The following is a 17,085-nucleotide window of genomic DNA, read 5'->3' as shown; positions in this document are numbered from 1 at the left end:
TTGGATAATTTTTTCTACGAAAATAACAATAATAAGTCATCCTTAGGCGGAATGCCAAAGAGAATTTTGGGGGATAAGGTAAAACTTACCATTTTTTCCTTTTATCGTAAACACTAAAATTGAACGCATCAGTGAAATATCTTTTAGGCTATGACGTAGGCAGCTCGTCGGTAAAAGTTGCGCTACTAGACATTGAAACGGGAAAAGCGGTAGCAACCGCCACTTCGCCTGAGCAAGAAATGGGCATGATTGCGCACCGTGCAGGTTGGGCAGAGCAGCATCCCGATAGCTGGTGGCAAGAAGCCGTAAACGCTACGCACAAACTCAAAAATAAATACAATTTCTCTCCAGAGCTAGTAGCAGGAATTGGAATTTCGTACCAAATGCACGGCTTGGTGGTGGTCGATAAAGACCTTCGTCCGTTGCGTCCTTCGATTATTTGGTGCGATAGTCGTGCCGTTGAAATTGGAAATAAAGCATTTGCCGACATGGGAGGCGATGCTTGTTTGGGGCATTTGTTAAACTCTCCTGGTAACTTTACCGCGTCAAAACTTAAATGGGTCAAAGACAACGAACCTGATATTTATGCGCAGATTCGGCATTTTATGCTCCCAGGCGACTACCTAGCACTTCGGATGTCGGGCACGCCTCAAACGACCGTTTCGGGCTTATCAGAAGGAATTTTCTGGGATTTTGCGGAACAAAAAGTGTCGCAAGCACTGCTGGATTACTACGGATTCGACAATTCATTTATTCCCGAAATCGTTGGGACGTTTGCCCCTCAAAGCCAACTGTCGGCATCGGCGGCGGCAGAATTAGGACTAAAAGCGGGCATCCCGATTGCCTACCGCGCAGGTGACCAGCCCAACAATGCTTTTTCACTTAATGTACTCAACCCAGGCGAAGTGGCTACGACGGCAGGAACGTCGGGGGTAGTGTATGGAATCAATGCCCAACCTACGGCCGACCCACTTTCGAGGGTAAATAGTTTTGCCCACGTCAATAGTACGCCCGAAGCACAACGCAACGGCGTATTGCTGTGTGTCAACGGAACGGGAATTTTGAACAGCTGGGTGCGCCGTTTTGCAGGTGGACTGGGTTATGATGAAATGAATCAGTTGGCAGCCCAAACCCCCATCGGAGCGGAAGGACTCACGTTTTTGCCATTCGGAAACGGAGCTGAACGCGTACTCGAAAACCGATTGGTAGGAGGTCATTTGCAAGGGTTAAACTTTAATATCCATTCGTCGGCGCACGTTTTCCGAGCTGCACAAGAAGGAATTGTGTTTGCGCTCAATTACGGATTACAAGTGATGAGCCAAATGGGCGTAGAAACGCAGACCGTTCGGGCAGGTCATGCCAACTTGTTTTTGAGTCCACTTTTCCGCGAAGCCTTTGCCAACACAACAGGCGCTACCATCGAATTGTACGACACCGATGGAGCGCAAGGGGCAGCGCGTGCGGCAGGAATTGGCGTAGGGGTTTACGACGTGAAGTCGGCGTTTGAAGGTTTAAACCAAATCGCAACTTTTGAGCCAAACGAGGTACTTCGCGGACTCTATGCCGAAAATTATGCTCGTTGGGAGCAAGCACTGAATAAAGCATTGGGAGAATAAATCACAAAAGGAGAAGGGCGTCGAACGTTTTTTTGCCTAAATTGCGGCGATATTTTTCTTCAACCACTCAAACATTGATTTCAATGGAAGCACATAAGGAACAACAAGTTGGTCCAGGCGTATTGATTACATTCTATGTTTTGATTGTAGTATTGTTGTTTACTTTTGGTGATGTATTGACGGGTATTGTTGGTACACTCATCCAAAGTGCAGTTTTTGCAGGATACTATAATAGCCTTCACAAAAGCCTTGATTAGCTAACATCAACCCAACAAAAAACGGAAGGCATTTGCCTTCCGTTTTTTGTTGGTGACGAATGATGTCCCTTATTTTTTCAAAGAAGGCTTAATCAATGGCGCCTTTTTCTCTTTTTTAGGTTTTTCTTGTTGCTCTTCGTCTTGCGGAGCTTCCAATTCACCTACGCCATCTGGGAAATCAGAGATAAGGCGAGTAGGAGCGGCTTTTTTCGCATCAGCTGGAGTGCTGTCTTCTTTTGCTTGTGCACGTGTAAGTGAGTCAACCACGATAGGAGTAGCTACAAACAACGAAGAGTAGGTACCTACGATAACACCCACCAACATGGCAAATGAGAATCCACGAATTACTTCACCTCCAAAAAGGAAGAGAATGAGGAGCACCAAAATCGTGGCAATACCCGTTACGGCCGTACGGCTAAGGGTACTGTTCAAGGCATTGTTGATAACCGTAGAGATATTTTCTTTTTTGCCACGGTTGTCGTTGAGGTACTCACGAACGCGGTCAAAGATAACGACAGTATCGTTCATTGAGTAACCCATGATGGTCAGCATCGCACCCACAAATGCTTGGTCAACATCCAACGAGAAAGGAAGGATTCCGTTGAAAATAGAGAATACGGCCAATGTAACGAGTACGTCGTGTAACAACGCCACCACAGATCCCCACACAAAGCCCATTCGACGGAAACGAAGGAAGATATAAATACCAACGATTAATATAGCCAGTAAAATAGACTTCATCGAGGTCATGATAAGGTCGTGGGCAATCGTTGGTCCTACTTTTTGTGAGCTTTGGATGGTTGCTTTATTTCCAAGTTTACTTAGACCTTCATTGAGTTTAAGTTCGGCACGCTTATCGGCATCAGGTGCAGTGTCTTCTACCAAATAACTGGTTGTGATTTTGACCTGCTCGTTGGCACCAATACCCGTTCCACCGTATGTTTTTACTTCTGGTGCAGCACCAAAAGGATCTGTCAATGCTTCTCTGACTTCAGTCGTAGTAACCGATTTTTCAAAACGTACGACGTAGCTACGCCCACCTTTGAAGTCAACACCTAGACCAAATCCTTTGAAAATCATTGAGAGAATACCCGCAACGACAATCACCGATGAAATAGTGTAATAAACACGGCGGCGAGAGATAAAGTCAAAGTGAGTATCTTGGAACCAATTTTTTGAGAAATTAGAGAAAAACTCAATTTTGTTTCCTTTGCCAACCCACCATTCTAAGATAATGCGTGACACAAATAGCGCAGCAAAAAGTGAGGTAACGATACCAATCACGAGGGTAGTGGCAAAACCGAGGATAAGTCCAGTACCTAAGAAGAACAAAATTCCACCTGTAAGTAAGGTTGTAATGTTGGAGTCTAAGATAGAAGGAAGTGCGTGTTTGAAACCGTCTGCGATGGCAAGTTTTATGTCTTTGCCCGAAAGCAATTCTTCTTTGATACGTTCATAGACAAGTACGTTGGCATCGACGGCCATACCAATGGTAAGAACAATACCTGCAATACCAGGAAGGGTAAGAACCGCACCCAACGATGCCATGATACCCATCAAGAAGAATAGGTTGATAACCAAGGCAATGTCGGCAATAAAACCAGACTTGTTGTAATAGAACAACATAAAGACTAATACTACTAATAATCCTACCAGCGACGAAATTACGCCTGAATTGATAGACTCAGAACCAAGGGTTGCACCCACAACCGCTTCTTCAACAATCGTAGTTGGAGCTGGCAATTTACCTGCTTTCAACACGTTGGCCATATCCTTGGTTTCTTCTACCGTAAAGCTTCCTGTGATGCTTGAGTTTCCGTTCGGGATTTCGTTTTGTACGTTAGGCGCTGTATAAACAAAACCATCAAGGATAATCGCTACTTGGCGACCTACGTTGGCGGCCGTAAGGTTTCTCCATTTACGGGCACCTTCGGCATTCATACGCATTGTCACTTCTGGGCGGCCACGGTCGTCGTAATCGTTTCCTGCGTCCACAATTACATCTCCTTCAAGTGGTGCTTTACCGCCTGATTTTTTGATGAAATAAACGCCAATAATTTCGTTACGCTTGTCAAGAGTTTCAACACCTTTACGGTTCCACATAACAATTAAGTCAGATGGGAACATGGCCTTTACTTCTGGACGAGCCAAAATTTCGTTAGCACGAGCGGTATCTTTGGCATACACGCCTAGTTCGCCTTGTGAAATAGGTACAAACAAGCTTGCCAAACCAGTTTGGTTAGCCGTCGTGTCTGTTTTGGTCGTATCTGCTTTTGCTCCTTTAGCCAATTGTGATGCGAGGTCAGATGCTTTGCTAGTGTCGGCAGCAGCAGAACCTTTGGTCGCAATTTTTTTCTCTAAATCCAATTGAGTCAAATACGCTCCGAGTGAATTGAGGGCAGGAGAAATTTCGTTGAGTGTATATACTTCGCAGAATTCCAATTTGGCAGAGCCAGTCAAAAGGCGACGCACACGCTCAGGGTTGTCCACACCTGGCAACTCAATCAAAATGCGGCCTGTTCCTGGCAAACGCTGAATGTTCGGGTTAGCAACCCCAAATTTGTCCACCCGTTGTTGGATGATTTGGAAGGCACGGCTAGTAGCACCATCTACTTCTGTTTTTAAGAAAGCGGTTACTTCGCTATCAGAAGAAGTACTGTTGATTTTGCCACGATTGGTACTGTTTGCAAAAATTTGTGCCAACGAAGTTGAAGGCGCCAAACGCTTAAATTCAGTCACAAACAAATCCACAAAGTTAGATTGGCTTGATTTCTGAGCTTCAACGGCTTTTTTCAAGGCTTCAGTTACTTGGCTGTTGCGGGCGTTGCCACCTGCCAAGCCTTTCATAATATCGGTAGGAGCTACTTCCAACACGACGTGCATACCACCTTGAAGGTCAAGACCAAGGCCAAGCTCGCGTTGGGTCACTTCTTGGTACGTAGAACCCAAGTAAACAGGCTCGCGGCGAAGAGAATCTAAATAGCGTTCTTTTTTCTTGGTGTCAATAACACCATCCTTGCCTGTAGCAAATGCGTCTGCATCGCTACGGATGCTACGCGCTACAAACGTAAATGACAAGTAGTAAATACTCAAAAGCGCTACTACCACTGTCAAAATCCAAATACCAAGTCTGTTTTGCATTAGTTTATGATTGATAAAATTGGTTTACACTAATTGAATTGGAGTTTTCCGAAAGCGTCTAACGCTCGGAAGTTTGTATGAATTGGGAAATAGAAGACAAGGGAACAGAACTTCGTTCCAGTTTTCATCTTAATGGATAAAAAGCAATGGGCACAAAGTCGCAACGACGCACCTACTAGGGGGCGTTGCTGGCAATAAAATGGCCGAAAACGTTTCGAAAAAAGGAGAAAAAGTAATAAAACACATCGAAACGCTTGGGAAGAAGACTGACCGAAGGAAGCTCGATGCACCAAATGCTGGGAAGAAGGTAGAATGTTTGCTCAAAATCAAACGAAATAGCGGGGGCCACTACCGCCTCCAGGGACATTTCCTGAATGACTGGACGCTCGTCGTTACTTTGTTGTTTTTTAGCAGTTTGTTCGGCAACGGGCTTTTTCGGGCTAACTTTACGGTGCGACAATGCTTTTCCTGCCGTTGCTGTCAAGAGCAACAGTAAGGCTAGCGCCGCAGAAAAAACCCGTGTGTAAAGTTTCCGTTGTTTCATAAAAATAATTTGCTTAGAAAAGCGGTGACAAATTTCGTACCATTTTTTTTGTTAAACAAGTGCCTCTATTTTTTATATTGCTTGTTTCGTCTATATCTTTCTTGAAAATGTTACAAAACGGGCCTTTGCCTCCCTTTTTTATTGAAAAAGATGCTTTCTACCGAACACTTACCGCCGCCTTCTCTAATAGCTACTGCCCCGTGGTCGTTGACTGGAAATGGCTATATTTTCCTGTACCGCTTGCCCAAAAAATTTGTTAGAGAAAAGTGTTTTTTGTTTGATTATCAAAGAGATAACTACAAAGGTTTACTAGCAAGTATGATGTTAGTCGATTACCATACCACACCCGTTGGCCCGTACCGCGAATTGCTCTTTATTCCAGGGGTATTTGACATGCTGGAAAAAAACACGTTTTCGATTTCAAAAATTTACGTTTCTGACGCAAATAGTGTCTGGAACGGCATCGAAAATTGGGGGATTCCCAAAGAATTGTGTGATTTTGACTTTCAAGCCCTTGACGAACGTACCGACAAGTTGGTGGCAAAACGGGAAAATATCCCCTTCTTTGAAGCGACAATACGCCGAGGGAGTTTTTCGTTTCCTTTAACAACGGCCTTTTTGCCTTTGCGTATTACGCAGCAACTTCGCGACGAGTGGGTCGTGACGCAGCCCAGCGCGAAAGGAAAGGCTTATTTTGGAAAACTGACCGACATCAAGATAAATGCCGACATGTTTCCTAACATTGCTCCTTTCAAACCGTGGGGAGTGTTGGTCGTGAAAAACTTTACAATGACGTTTCCTGTTGCAAACTTTAGAAAAATTGAACCATGAGATTTCTTCGACAACTTTTTCCATTTACTTATTTGGTAGTCATTGTGCTGGGTATATTTTCGTGTGCGCGACCTGTAACAACCCCCGACGGAGGTTTGGGAATTCCTATCAAACTGGCGGATGCAACGTATCCGATTGATGTATTTTACGAAAATCAGCCTACAACGCGGGTTTACACACCCATTGGCCCCGTGAAAGTAGAAAAGGAAGTGCCGTTGAGCAACCAGCAAACCAAAGGCGGACGAATGCTGTACCGGGGCAACGACGAAGAGCAAAAAAAGGCTTTGCTTGATCAATTAATCATTCAAGCGACAAGCATGGGCGCTCACGCCATTGTAAACGTCAAATACCAATATTACACAGGAAAAGATTACCAAGGTTTTGTCATGGCAGGAACTGCCGTGAAGTACGGAAATCAGTAGCGGAGAATTGAGAGAAGATAAATAATATCCTAAAAAGCATAAATAGAGGGTGAGATTTTACGCTTGATAAATTCTTCAAAAAGAAATAAACCGATGATGCCTATTTTGACGCAATAACTGTAAATTTACTATTTATTCGTTTGGGATATTTTAGTTTACAGTGTCTGTGTTTAAATAAAATGGGCAAACGTCTCGTACTTATTTTATTGGTGGTGGCCCAAATGGGAGGTTGTGTGATGGCGCCACCTGAGAGTGCTCCCTTTTACTACATTACTTCTCAGCATGTTGCTACACCAAGTAAGCTACAAACTACCTGTCTTTTTAGATATTCGACTGAAAATACCTACAATCGGTTAGACGACAACACGCAGCAGGAAGCGATTCAGCAGGCATTTGATGTGTGGCGAAAAGCCAATCCCAATTTACAATTTGTGCGCTATCAAGCCCCTGGCGTTGAAATAGCTATTCGATTTGTTCCAAAATCTTCCATGGGTAGTACTACGCTACAAATGCCAGTTGGCTTAGTGAGAGGGGAGGCCAATACACTTTCTGCTTCAAGACGTGAGAATGCCACCAATGTCATTTTGCTAGATGAGTCCTACCCTTGGGATAAAGAATCACTTTCAAGGGTCCTTACGCACCAAATAGGTGTTTTTCTAGGGCTGAACACTTCGTCTGAAGTAGGTTCGATGATGAATCCTGTCTTTAGAAAACAAGCGCCCAAACTTTCCACGCAAGATTCTTTATTAGTGAATCAATTATATCCCCAAGCTTGCCGCGATTTGGCGTATAGTTTTTTGCCGCTCAACTTTCAGGTTAATCGTGAAATAACTCAAAAAATTATACTTACCTCGCCAAAAAGTATCCTCAGTGTGAAAGCATCTGGTAGTATCGTCGTTGGGTTTTGGTTGGGAGTGAGCACCCCTATTGGCTTGGACAGAGGGTTGTTTAATTTTCCTATTGATCAGTATAATATTGTTTTAGGAATGAACCACGGAGCGCTTATGTATCGACTGAATAACGATAAAACTTGGAGCTTTTGTGGCAACCAATGTGAAATCGAAACAGAAGGTATGAATCAGTACCTTGAGTTGACATTTAACATCAACGACAATAACATATCGGATAATTTAGGAGGAGCTTATCAGGTTCAAGTGAAATACAAATGAAGTTCAATCGAAAGGTTTTGGTATGGTGGCTTAGTTCGGCTGTTATTCCTTTTTTGGGGATGGGGCAACAAGCGCAAAAAAAACTTTGGCAGCAGTACCAATACAAAGCAGAATATTTTTCCCGCCAAGACAGTACCCAGTTAGCTATTTTTTTTTATCAGAAAGCATATCAGCAGGTAAGCCGAGCAGACCCCAATCGTTCGGGGTATTTTTGTATGAATATTTGTAGTTTGTACTATGGCCAAGGGAGGTTGCAGGAAGCAGCGCATTTTGGCCATAAAGGCATAGCGCATCTCCTTGAGTTAGCTACCCTACCAGATACGACGCATTTCAAACTTTATTCTTTCCTAGGAGCAATCTACCAATCACGGTCAAATACCGATTCTTCTTATTTTTATTTTCAACGAGCTGACCAAACACTTGAACAAAACCCCTCTGTTGAAACCCGTTTACCGACGTATGTGGTGTATCATTACATCAATTTGGGACGAATGCTCCTAACTTTTCAGGATTATCAACAAAGCATGAATTACTTTCAAAAAGCACGTACGTTGTCTATTACGTATAATTTGAAAGATAATATTCCTACTATTAGTAGTAGTATAGCCGAATGTTTCGATTTGATGGAGGAGCATTCCAAGGCGCTTCTGTATCGTCGAGAATCCTTGCGCCTACATCTGAAACAAGATATAGACAAAGCAGCTTACTTATCTGGACTTGCTTGGACTTTTTATAAGGAGAAAGATTTCGCTCAGTCCTTGACTACATGTAAAAAAACCATTGTATTACTAGCCCATCTTTCACCTCAAAGCTCTAGTACCTATTTTACTATTTTGTTTAAGCAATATTGGTTTATGGGAGCGTGCCATTTTGAGGAAAAAAGGTACGAAGAAGCAGAGAAAAATATAGATAAATCCATCGAAGTTTACGAAAAAAATCTTCTTTCAAAACGGGATAATTTAGCGCATGTGTATTTGCTGAAAGCCCGAATTTTAATTCAAAAAGGGAAAGATATACTGGCATTAAAATACCTTGAATCAGTACGACAGATGGTCGTACTAAAAAAGGTCACTAATACGCTGTCTCCTTTCGATATTAAAAATCCTAAATTAGCGGTTGAGTCGGTAAATCTCATTTCTTTTTTATGTTACAACAATTTTAAAAAAAGCAATAAAGCAGTTGATTTAAAAAAAGCGATTGATGCGTTTGAGGTTGCCATAAAAGTACATGCCTTGGTTGGTAAAACAATTGACGATAAACAAGTGAGGCTTTTATTGGCGGAGCAAAACTTTTCTGTTTATCCAGAAGCCATCAAAATGGGGGTTGAAGCTTGCAAGAACTATCCATCGTTATTTGGTATTCATCGGTTGTTTCGGTGGATTGAAGCTTTTCAGTCTAGCCACCTCAAAGAAACAGTTAAGGTTAATACATTAAAAAGACATACATTACCGCCTCATATTTTAGACGAAGAAAGTAGAATTGAGCGTCAATTGATGAGTTTTAGGGGAAAACAATCGGTTGATATGGATGCCTATATTAATCTTCAAATTCGGTGGCACCGTTTTAAACAACAACTTTTTAAAAAATACCCAAGTTATTACCAAAGTATTTATCAACAACTTGCTTTTTCTTTGTCATCGCTACAGCAACAATTAGACAATGAAACAGCTTATGTATCCTATATTTGGCAAAATGACTGTCTTTATACTTTTGTTGTTACCCATGATAAAGCCGATGTATTGTGTCAACCCATTGCTCCACAATTAGAGGTTTGTCTAAGGAATTTACAAGAGCAAATAGTGAACAACCCTGGATTGGGGCGTTACTATGGCTCTGCATCGGCTATTTATTGTTACCAACAGTTTATAGAACCGATAAAAAAAGTAGTACTTAACAAAAAAATCTTGGTTATTAACCGTGATCCTCGTTTCCAATTTTTACCTTTTGAGATTTTGGAAACAGGGCAAAAACAGTACGATTATTTGTTGTCAAAGTATTCGATTTCTTATGCTTATTCGGCACAGTGGTATTGGCAACATCCCAGTCGTGTGTATCAAGAGCGCTCTAAGCCGCTGTTAGATGCGCCAAAAGGAACTACCCAGTCGGCATTAGTTATTGCTCCTTTTTTAGACGAAAAATTGTTGGCAAAAAAATGGCTGCCAATCTCAAGCACAGAAGAAGTAGAGAAGATAGATGGTGAAAAGATTTTAACTACAAAAGCAACAAAAACCCGTCTATTAAAGGCAGATTTAAACAAAAAAATAATCCATATCGCTGCCCATACTTTCATAGATTCGGCAGATTTTTTTAACTCTTACATACAACTATATCCCGATCACGATAGTCACCTGTATTTTGATGACATTTGCCACTTACCGTTACAAAATACATCGTTGGTAGTTTTAGGTACTTGCGAAGCCAATAGAGGAACGATGCTACGGAGTGAAGGTATCTTGTCATTAGCAAGGGCATTTGCCTATGCAGGTGCTCAAGCAGTAGTGACCACGACTTGGGAAGCCAACAATGATGCCGTGTCTTTTTTATCAATTCGACTCCATCATTATCTATCCAAGGGATATGCTATCGACGAAGCACTTCAAAAGGCAAAGCTTGACATACTTTCTTCTAGAGAACATAAGAAGTACCGCCATCCTTATTATTGGGCAAATTATATTGTTTTAGGAAACCGAGAGGCTGTCTATGCTGAACAGTTTTTTGGGGGGATTTCTTGGAAAGTGGGAATAGCCGTCTTTGGTTTCGTTCTAGCAGCAGCGTTGTTGTGGAAAGGAAAAACCAGAAAAGGAGTATGGGAGCCACCGTTTCTTAAGAAACGATAACCCCCATACAAGGTAAAGTCAACAACTAAATGGTGCTAGTCGCAAGTACCTCCACCAGAACATGGAGGTGGCTTTGGAGGCGTATCCTCCGCATACGACGGCGTACTTTTTACAGGTTTGACATCATTTTCCGTACAAGCTGACATAAAAGCAACAACGGCTACAAACGACAAAATACGCATGAGGCTTTTCATTTGTGTAAGCGGTTAGTGGTTGAAAACGTCCCAATATATGAAAAATACTTAGAATTGCTACAAAACGACTCCTCATTTTTTGACGAACTTCGTTGGGATGAATTTTTGTCTCTGCAAACTAAAATAGCTCAAGACGAGGCGTTTTATGATGCTGCGAATCAATTTTCGATGCCTAGCGCTCCTAAAACTTATCCTCAGCAAATTGTAGCTTATTTTCAGCAGTATCCATATTATACTGCTTTTGCGGCGTCGTTTATACTGTTATTGATTGTTGGGGTGAGTGTTTGGCGTCATCAATCCTCAAGTGCTAGTTTTGTGTTTATTCGTAACCAACAAATGGAGGTGTATGCAGCTCAACAAACACCGTCGAGAGGATTGGGGTACGCAGAAGGGCTACCAATCGGTGAGTTGCCCGTACAATGGTGGGAAGCGCCTCAGCAAAAAGCACAATTGGCGTATATTTTTTGTGAGGATACGTTGAAGTTATACACCAGAGATAAACCTACCCAAGATAGCCTTTTAACCAAAATCCAGCTAGAATATGAGGCGATGTCCCAGCAATATGCCATTGGTTTATTCACCACCAAACAACTGCTAGTGGACAGTTGCCGTACCAATCCTAAAGTACTATTGCCCTAACCTTCAATTAATTGTATTCGGCGATGAACTGCTCGTTTTGGACTATATTGCTTTTGGTAGGTTGGGGGGGATTGGCGTATGGCCAAAAAAAAACTACTCCTCTCAAAGACCTGCCTCCTTGTGATTGTCGAGCATTGGATTGGAATAAAAAAAGAAGGTACATTGAAAGTGGGGAGGCCGCAGAAAAGCAAATAAAATTTTTTCTGGAACAGGTTGCTAATCACTCATCTCTTAGGCTACCCGAGTCGCCTATTCAGGTGCGAGAGGCGGTTTGTGAATCACCTATGGCCATGCTTTGTGAAGGTGATAATCGATTGATTTTGTTCAACGATTATTTTATTAACCTAATTAATCAAAATGATAAAATCCCCATGACGCTAGTGGATAAACACATACTAGCGCACGAGTTGGGGCATCATGTGTTGGGGCATTTTAAAAGATTGGGGCCATTATCCAAAATAGAACAGCTTTATGAGCGAGAGCATGAGTACATCAGAAGGCATTTTAACTTGAGCAGTTCCAACCCCATGGCCCAAGAAATAGAAGCTGATTTGTTTGCCTTGTGGCTTTTAAGTAAGGCAGAGAAAAATTTTGATGTTAAAAAATTAATTGCGCAAATGGATACGTTGCGCCTATGGCAGGAAGACGAAAAAAGGAGAGCGGATACTGTTACAAAAAAAGAAGATAAGAATACTGCTAAGCAGTTGGGGAAGTCTTACGGAACACATCCCTTTTTTAAAGACCGTATTGCCCTGATGCGTAAATACCAAGAATTGGTGAGAAAATTACCCGCCACTGTAGCGAGCCGCGGATTTGCTGAAATTTCTAACAGTGCTTATTTCGATTTATGGCCTTCGCGCCATTATTTGGACATTAGTGTGAGTGCAGGCATGATACTGGCGGGGAGTCCTCAGTTTTCGGTGCAAGGCCAAAAAGTCCCTGCTTTTTTGTATCAATCCCAAGAACGGCCTAGTTTTCAAGTCGGTTTTTCGGCTTCTCGTTTTAGATGGGATAAGCCACTTTTTTTTGCTGCTGATTTGCATTGGAACCAGCAACATTATGGTACAACGATTGAAACCGAAGATGGACGGAAGTTAGCCGAAAAGTTTCAGCTAGACTACGTTTCTTTTTGTCCACAGGTGGGTTGGAATACTGCAATGAACCCACGTGAGCGGTTAAGTTCACTCAAGATGGGTTTCGTTGGAAGTATCGGGTTGAATGTATGCGTTCCGTTACGAGACATGACTTACACTAATTACCTGATTTCGGTAGCTGCACCAACGCTAAAACCTTCAATTGCACCTAGATTGAGCCTTGGCTTTGCTAGGCTGCGAAAATCCATTGCGCCACGCCATTGGAAGTTACTGTTTAATTACGAGTTTCAGTGTCTTCGACTAGAGGCTAACCCAACTCCAAGGGCCATCTCTCATAATTTCAGTACGACGCTACAGTACACTATTTCGCGCCGCTAGCAAAGGAGGGCGCTAGGGTTTGTGTAAAAACCTCTGATTTTCTGTTACCTATCTCACTCAAAAAAAGATAAAGGTTCAGAAATGAATCGTACACAAATAAATAATTATGAATACTCCACAGTCACTTCCGTCGTTGTGCCCGCCAATTTTTTTGAGGATAGGTGATCGCAAAGAAGCAGTCTCGTTGATGCAAATAGTGAGGTTCCAATCAGAGCGGAATTACACACGTGTGTATTTAACCGATGGCCGCCAAGTACTGATGGCCAAAACGTTAGGTGCTTTTGAGCGGCTTCTTCCTTCCTCTTTTGTGCGTATTCACCGATCTCATCTTGTCAACCACTCTTTTATTAGCCATTGGGTTGATTCACCTTTGAAAAATACCTTGGTACTTACAAACGGTCAAGTACTTACAATAGCCAATCGACGTATAAAAGAGTTTACAGAGATGAACCACCGCTTACGACATAAGGCATAATAAGTTTATAAATTGATTATGCAATTTTAGGTGCTTATTGTAATTTAGAGGTTCTTGACTGAACTCTACTACCATTATGTTAACTCACTCGACGCTCAAGAAAATCCTCTATTTTTTCACGGTTATTTTGTCGGTATTGGGCGGTAATCTCTATGCCCAAGAGCGGGTTGACATCACCACTTGCGACGCTACTAGCTCAGGAGTGGTGTGTATTTCACCGACTGACTCCCTGTATGAGCTTTGTGTCAAGCTTAAACCAGGCCCTTGTTCTAGTAAGGTATATGAAGTGGAATGGGGTGATGGTAAAAGTGAAAATGTAACACTCAATAGTGAGGTGACAATCAAGCATATTTATGACTTGAAAAATTTTGTCAAAAATTGTAGTGCGGGCTTAGTTCGTTTTGATATTGATGTAGGGAGTGCTACGTGTTTAAACGATAACAAAGGCTTTAGGGTTACTTTTAACAAGAAACCTGTCGCTAATCCTGCCGTTGGGGCGGCTTGTGAGGGTTCGCCTGTGCGTTTTTCAAATAATTCTTGCCCGACTTCCTCAGATGTAAGTTTTTTGTGGGATTTTGGAAATGGCCAAACCAGTACTGGCTCTTCACCTTCTATCAACTACAGTGACCCTACGAAAACATACAAAGCCAAACTTACCGCTACTTCACAAAACTGTGGGGTGAGTACAGCCGAAGTGGATGTCAAACTCAAAAAACTGCCAGAAGCTAAATATGTACTAACGAGCGGCTTCTCATTGGTCAATGGTGATACGGTGATTTGTTTATCAAATGGAGGTACGCTTACGTTGGATGCGACACTTTCGATTGATGCCACTCGCTATCAATGGACGGTTAGCCCAAGTGATTATCGTTTTATTAACGGAACTAATGCCTCTTCGCCCAAACCTGTCATTCAATTCTCGAAAGCAGGAATATATACCGTTACATTGGTTGCCGAAAATGATTGTGGACGCTCGAAGCCTAATCCTTGCCCTCATACTGTCATTGACAAACCCACACTCAACCTGCCGCGCCAAGCAGATGTTTGTCAAGCACCTTTTCGTTACCGATTTGCCTCACAAACGGGTGTCTCTTACACCTTAAATGGTCGAGCGTTTGATCCTGCTGTTGGAGAAGAACTTACTTTTCAAACAGCTCCTTATATTGTCGAAGCAACCATTCCGAACCCTTGTGGCGGAGTAATTACCGACCGTGATACTTTTTTGGTATCGGCAGCTAGTCAAGTAAAGATTACGACTCCAGTAAGAGATACGACCTTATGCTTAGGTACAGCAAGCCTTTCACTACGTGCGTCGTCTTTGGGTGGTACGTGGTCAGGCTCAGCCTTGATTGAATCTCAGGGAACAAATCGTGTTTTTAACCCAAAAACGTTAGGACGACATCTGATTCGTTATGTAGTAGGAAGTGGGAGTTGTTCTTCCAAAGATAGTGTGACAGTCGTTGTTGAAGGCATACAGCCTGATGCCAGAGATTTGACGATTTGTCAAGGAGCTTCGCTGCTTAAACTACAAGCTACTCCTTCGGGAGGACGTTGGACAGGATGTTCCAATTGCCTGAGAGGAGATACATTAATAATTAGTGCGGTTCCTAATAATCAGATTAGGCTTACGTACGAGGTGAGCAGCCCCAGTGGGTGTCGAAGTACAGATGATGCCGTTATTTCTATTGGTCGTCCTAAAGCTGATTTTGCGATAGCGAATGGATGTACGGGTAGTGCGCTTCGCCCTACGAACAATTCGACGGGTGCGTCAACTTATACGTGGTTGGTCAACAACAATCAAGTAGCCAATGGTGCTACCCCTAGTCTTTCGCTAGCTGCCGGAACCAATCGAATAACGCTCATTGCAGGAGCGGGAGGATGTGCTGATACCACGACGCGAGAAGTGCTCATTTTAGCACCCCCTGCGAATGTCGATTTTAGTCTCAGCCAAACACAAGGTTGTGCACCATTGACGGTGAACTTTACACCGACAGGTACGCCCAATAGTACCTCCGACTACACATGGACTTTAGGGGATGGAACACAACATACAGGGTTTACACCGCCTGCTAAGCAATACGAAAATATTGAACGGGTGGCCAAAGATTTTACCGTCACTTTGTCGGTAAAAAATGCTTGCGGAGAACAACGAGCTAGTAAATCTGTCACTGTTCGTCCACGGGCAAAAGCAGAAATAGGAGTGGACTCTACGACGGTTCGCTGTACGCCTGCACTGATTACTTTCTCTAATCGTTCTACTGGGCACAATAAACCTTTGACACGTTGGAGTTTTGGAGATGGTAGTATGCGCACTTCAGGGGCAGATACCTTGAAACATTGGTTTTCGGCACGGGATAGCTCCCGTACTTATCGTGTGAAATTAGCAGTCACCAGTGATTGCGGACAAGACAGTGCCACGGTAGATATTCGGGTTCACCCAAATGTAGTTAGGCCACTTTTTGAATTGTCAAAATCAATCGTATGCCCAGGCGAACCAATTCAAGTGAAAGATGCCACTGTCCCCAAGCCCGAACGCTGGGTTTGGAAATTTGGAGATGGAAAGATAGACACACGCCCCAATGCTACCCATGCTTTTTCCCAACCAAATCGTGATTATCGAATTACACTGATTGCTTACACCGCTTGCGGGTTTGATTCTACCTCTAAAATTGTGAAGGTAGATAGCCTACCTAAAGGTGATTTTCGCCTTGAATCTCCGATGGCCTGTCAAGGGCAGCCAGTTCAATTTGTCAATTTATCCGATCCCCGCTTAGGTGTTATTTGGGATTTTGGAGATGGTTCTCCCCTCGACTCGGTTACTTACTCGCCTTTACACACCTATACCACTACTGCCAATTCTATTTCGGCCACATTGACGGTGTATCGGGGTAGTACTGCGTGCAAAGGGGTACCAATCCGTAAGACAGTACCTATACTAGCTCGCACTGTTGCTGACTTTTCGATAGAGGGTGATTCTCTGCTTTGTTCACCTGGCCCAGTAAGATTCATCAATCGTTCTCAAAATGCAGATACTTTTAAGTGGTATTTCAGCGATGGACGTACATCCGATGCGCCCAACCCAATCCTTCCGTTTCCTAAAGGTCAATACGATGTTAAGTTGGTAGTTAGTAACCGTGGGGTTTGTAAAGATTCTACTTTTCGGGTGTCGGCTTTTCAAACAGATAGCTGCTCAGTGGTGATTCCCCAAGCATTTACCCCGAACAACGACGGTATCGGTGACCGATTTACCCTATTCGGAAACGGTATTAAGGAAATCATCTGGCTTCGTATTCGAGATAGATGGGGAGAGGTAGTTTTTGAAGTAAAAAATATACCAGCAGGTAGCCAAAATGAGGCAGAATCTTGGGATGGTACTTTTAATGGTCGGGCCATGCCAGCAGACATGTATGTTTTAGAAAGTGAGGTAATGTATATTGAAACTCGTAAACGAGAACGGCTTCGAGGTAATTTTTACTTGATGCGATGAC

At 42.9% G+C, this 17,085-nt stretch carries 13 protein-coding genes; 10 read left to right on the top strand and 3 right to left on the bottom strand.

What is annotated here, in order from left to right:
* Positions 1 to 131 precede the first annotated feature (131 nt).
* Positions 132 to 1,616 carry a xylulokinase gene (locus DTQ70_RS22075; protein ID WP_122932829.1) on the top strand — a complete coding sequence of 495 codons (1,485 nt, stop codon included), beginning with the start codon at positions 132 to 134 and terminating at the stop codon, positions 1,614 to 1,616.
* Between the two features lie 83 nt (positions 1,617 to 1,699).
* Positions 1,700 to 1,873: a hypothetical protein gene (locus DTQ70_RS30840; RefSeq protein ID WP_164490156.1), complete on the top strand. Its 174-nt coding sequence runs from the start codon at positions 1,700 to 1,702 to the stop codon at positions 1,871 to 1,873.
* Positions 1,874 to 1,942: 69 nt separating this feature from the next.
* Here DTQ70_RS30840 and secDF read toward each other — a convergent pair whose 3' ends face one another.
* Positions 1,943 to 5,014: a protein translocase subunit SecDF gene (gene secDF / locus DTQ70_RS22070; protein WP_122932828.1), complete on the bottom strand. Its 3,072-nt coding sequence runs from the start codon at positions 5,012 to 5,014 to the stop codon at positions 1,943 to 1,945.
* 175 nt (positions 5,015 to 5,189) lie between these two features.
* The gene (locus DTQ70_RS22065) at positions 5,190 to 5,558 is read right to left on the bottom strand and encodes a hypothetical protein (RefSeq protein ID WP_122932827.1); all 369 of its coding nucleotides are present in this window, start codon (positions 5,556 to 5,558) and stop codon (positions 5,190 to 5,192) included.
* Positions 5,559 to 5,708: 150 nt separating this feature from the next.
* On the opposite strand from DTQ70_RS22065, the gene DTQ70_RS22060 reads away from it, so the two are divergent.
* The 4 genes from DTQ70_RS22060 (at position 5,709) to DTQ70_RS22045 (ending at position 10,817) form a co-directional block, all read left to right on the top strand.
* Entirely contained in the window at positions 5,709 to 6,389 is a 681-nt protein-coding gene (locus DTQ70_RS22060) for a hypothetical protein (protein ID WP_122932826.1), read from the top strand.
* Positions 6,386 to 6,811 (top strand): heavy metal-binding domain-containing protein, encoded by a 426-nt coding sequence (locus tag DTQ70_RS22055; protein WP_122932825.1) that lies wholly within the window; start codon positions 6,386 to 6,388, stop codon positions 6,809 to 6,811. The genes DTQ70_RS22060 and DTQ70_RS22055 overlap by 4 nt, the downstream gene beginning before the upstream one ends.
* Before the next feature lie 179 nt (positions 6,812 to 6,990).
* Complete coding sequence (locus DTQ70_RS22050; RefSeq protein ID WP_122932824.1) at positions 6,991 to 7,980, top strand: matrixin family metalloprotease; 990 nt, start codon at positions 6,991 to 6,993, stop codon at positions 7,978 to 7,980.
* On the top strand, positions 7,977 to 10,817 hold the full coding sequence (locus DTQ70_RS22045; RefSeq protein WP_122932823.1) for a CHAT domain-containing protein: 2,841 nt from the start codon (positions 7,977 to 7,979) through the stop codon (positions 10,815 to 10,817). Before DTQ70_RS22050 ends, DTQ70_RS22045 begins: the two co-directional genes overlap by 4 nt.
* A gap of 35 nt (positions 10,818 to 10,852) precedes the next feature.
* On the opposite strand, the gene DTQ70_RS30835 is transcribed toward DTQ70_RS22045, so the two are convergent.
* Positions 10,853 to 11,011 (bottom strand): hypothetical protein, encoded by a 159-nt coding sequence (locus DTQ70_RS30835; RefSeq protein ID WP_164490155.1) that lies wholly within the window; start codon positions 11,009 to 11,011, stop codon positions 10,853 to 10,855.
* A gap of 54 nt (positions 11,012 to 11,065) precedes the next feature.
* Here DTQ70_RS30835 and DTQ70_RS22040 point away from each other — a divergent pair, with 54 nt between their 5' ends.
* From DTQ70_RS22040 to DTQ70_RS22025, 4 genes are all read left to right on the top strand, one after another.
* The gene (locus DTQ70_RS22040; protein ID WP_164490154.1) at positions 11,066 to 11,650 is read left to right on the top strand and encodes a hypothetical protein; all 585 of its coding nucleotides are present in this window, start codon (positions 11,066 to 11,068) and stop codon (positions 11,648 to 11,650) included.
* Positions 11,651 to 11,673: 23 nt separating this feature from the next.
* Positions 11,674 to 13,122, top strand: coding sequence for a hypothetical protein (locus DTQ70_RS22035; RefSeq protein WP_122932821.1), 1,449 nt, complete (start codon positions 11,674 to 11,676; stop codon positions 13,120 to 13,122).
* Between the two features lie 106 nt (positions 13,123 to 13,228).
* Positions 13,229 to 13,597, top strand: a complete 369-nt coding sequence (locus DTQ70_RS22030) for a LytTR family DNA-binding domain-containing protein (RefSeq protein WP_122932820.1) — start codon at positions 13,229 to 13,231, stop codon at positions 13,595 to 13,597.
* 76 nt (positions 13,598 to 13,673) lie between these two features.
* Entirely contained in the window at positions 13,674 to 17,084 is a 3,411-nt protein-coding gene (locus tag DTQ70_RS22025) for a PKD domain-containing protein (RefSeq protein ID WP_122932819.1), read from the top strand.
* Position 17,085: the final 1 nt, after the last annotated feature.

This window comes from Runella sp. SP2 (assembly GCF_003711225.1).
GTDB lineage: Bacteria > Bacteroidota > Bacteroidia > Cytophagales > Spirosomataceae > Runella.
Note: the sequence above shows the minus strand (reverse complement) of the source record. Positions and strands in the feature narration are given on the sequence as shown.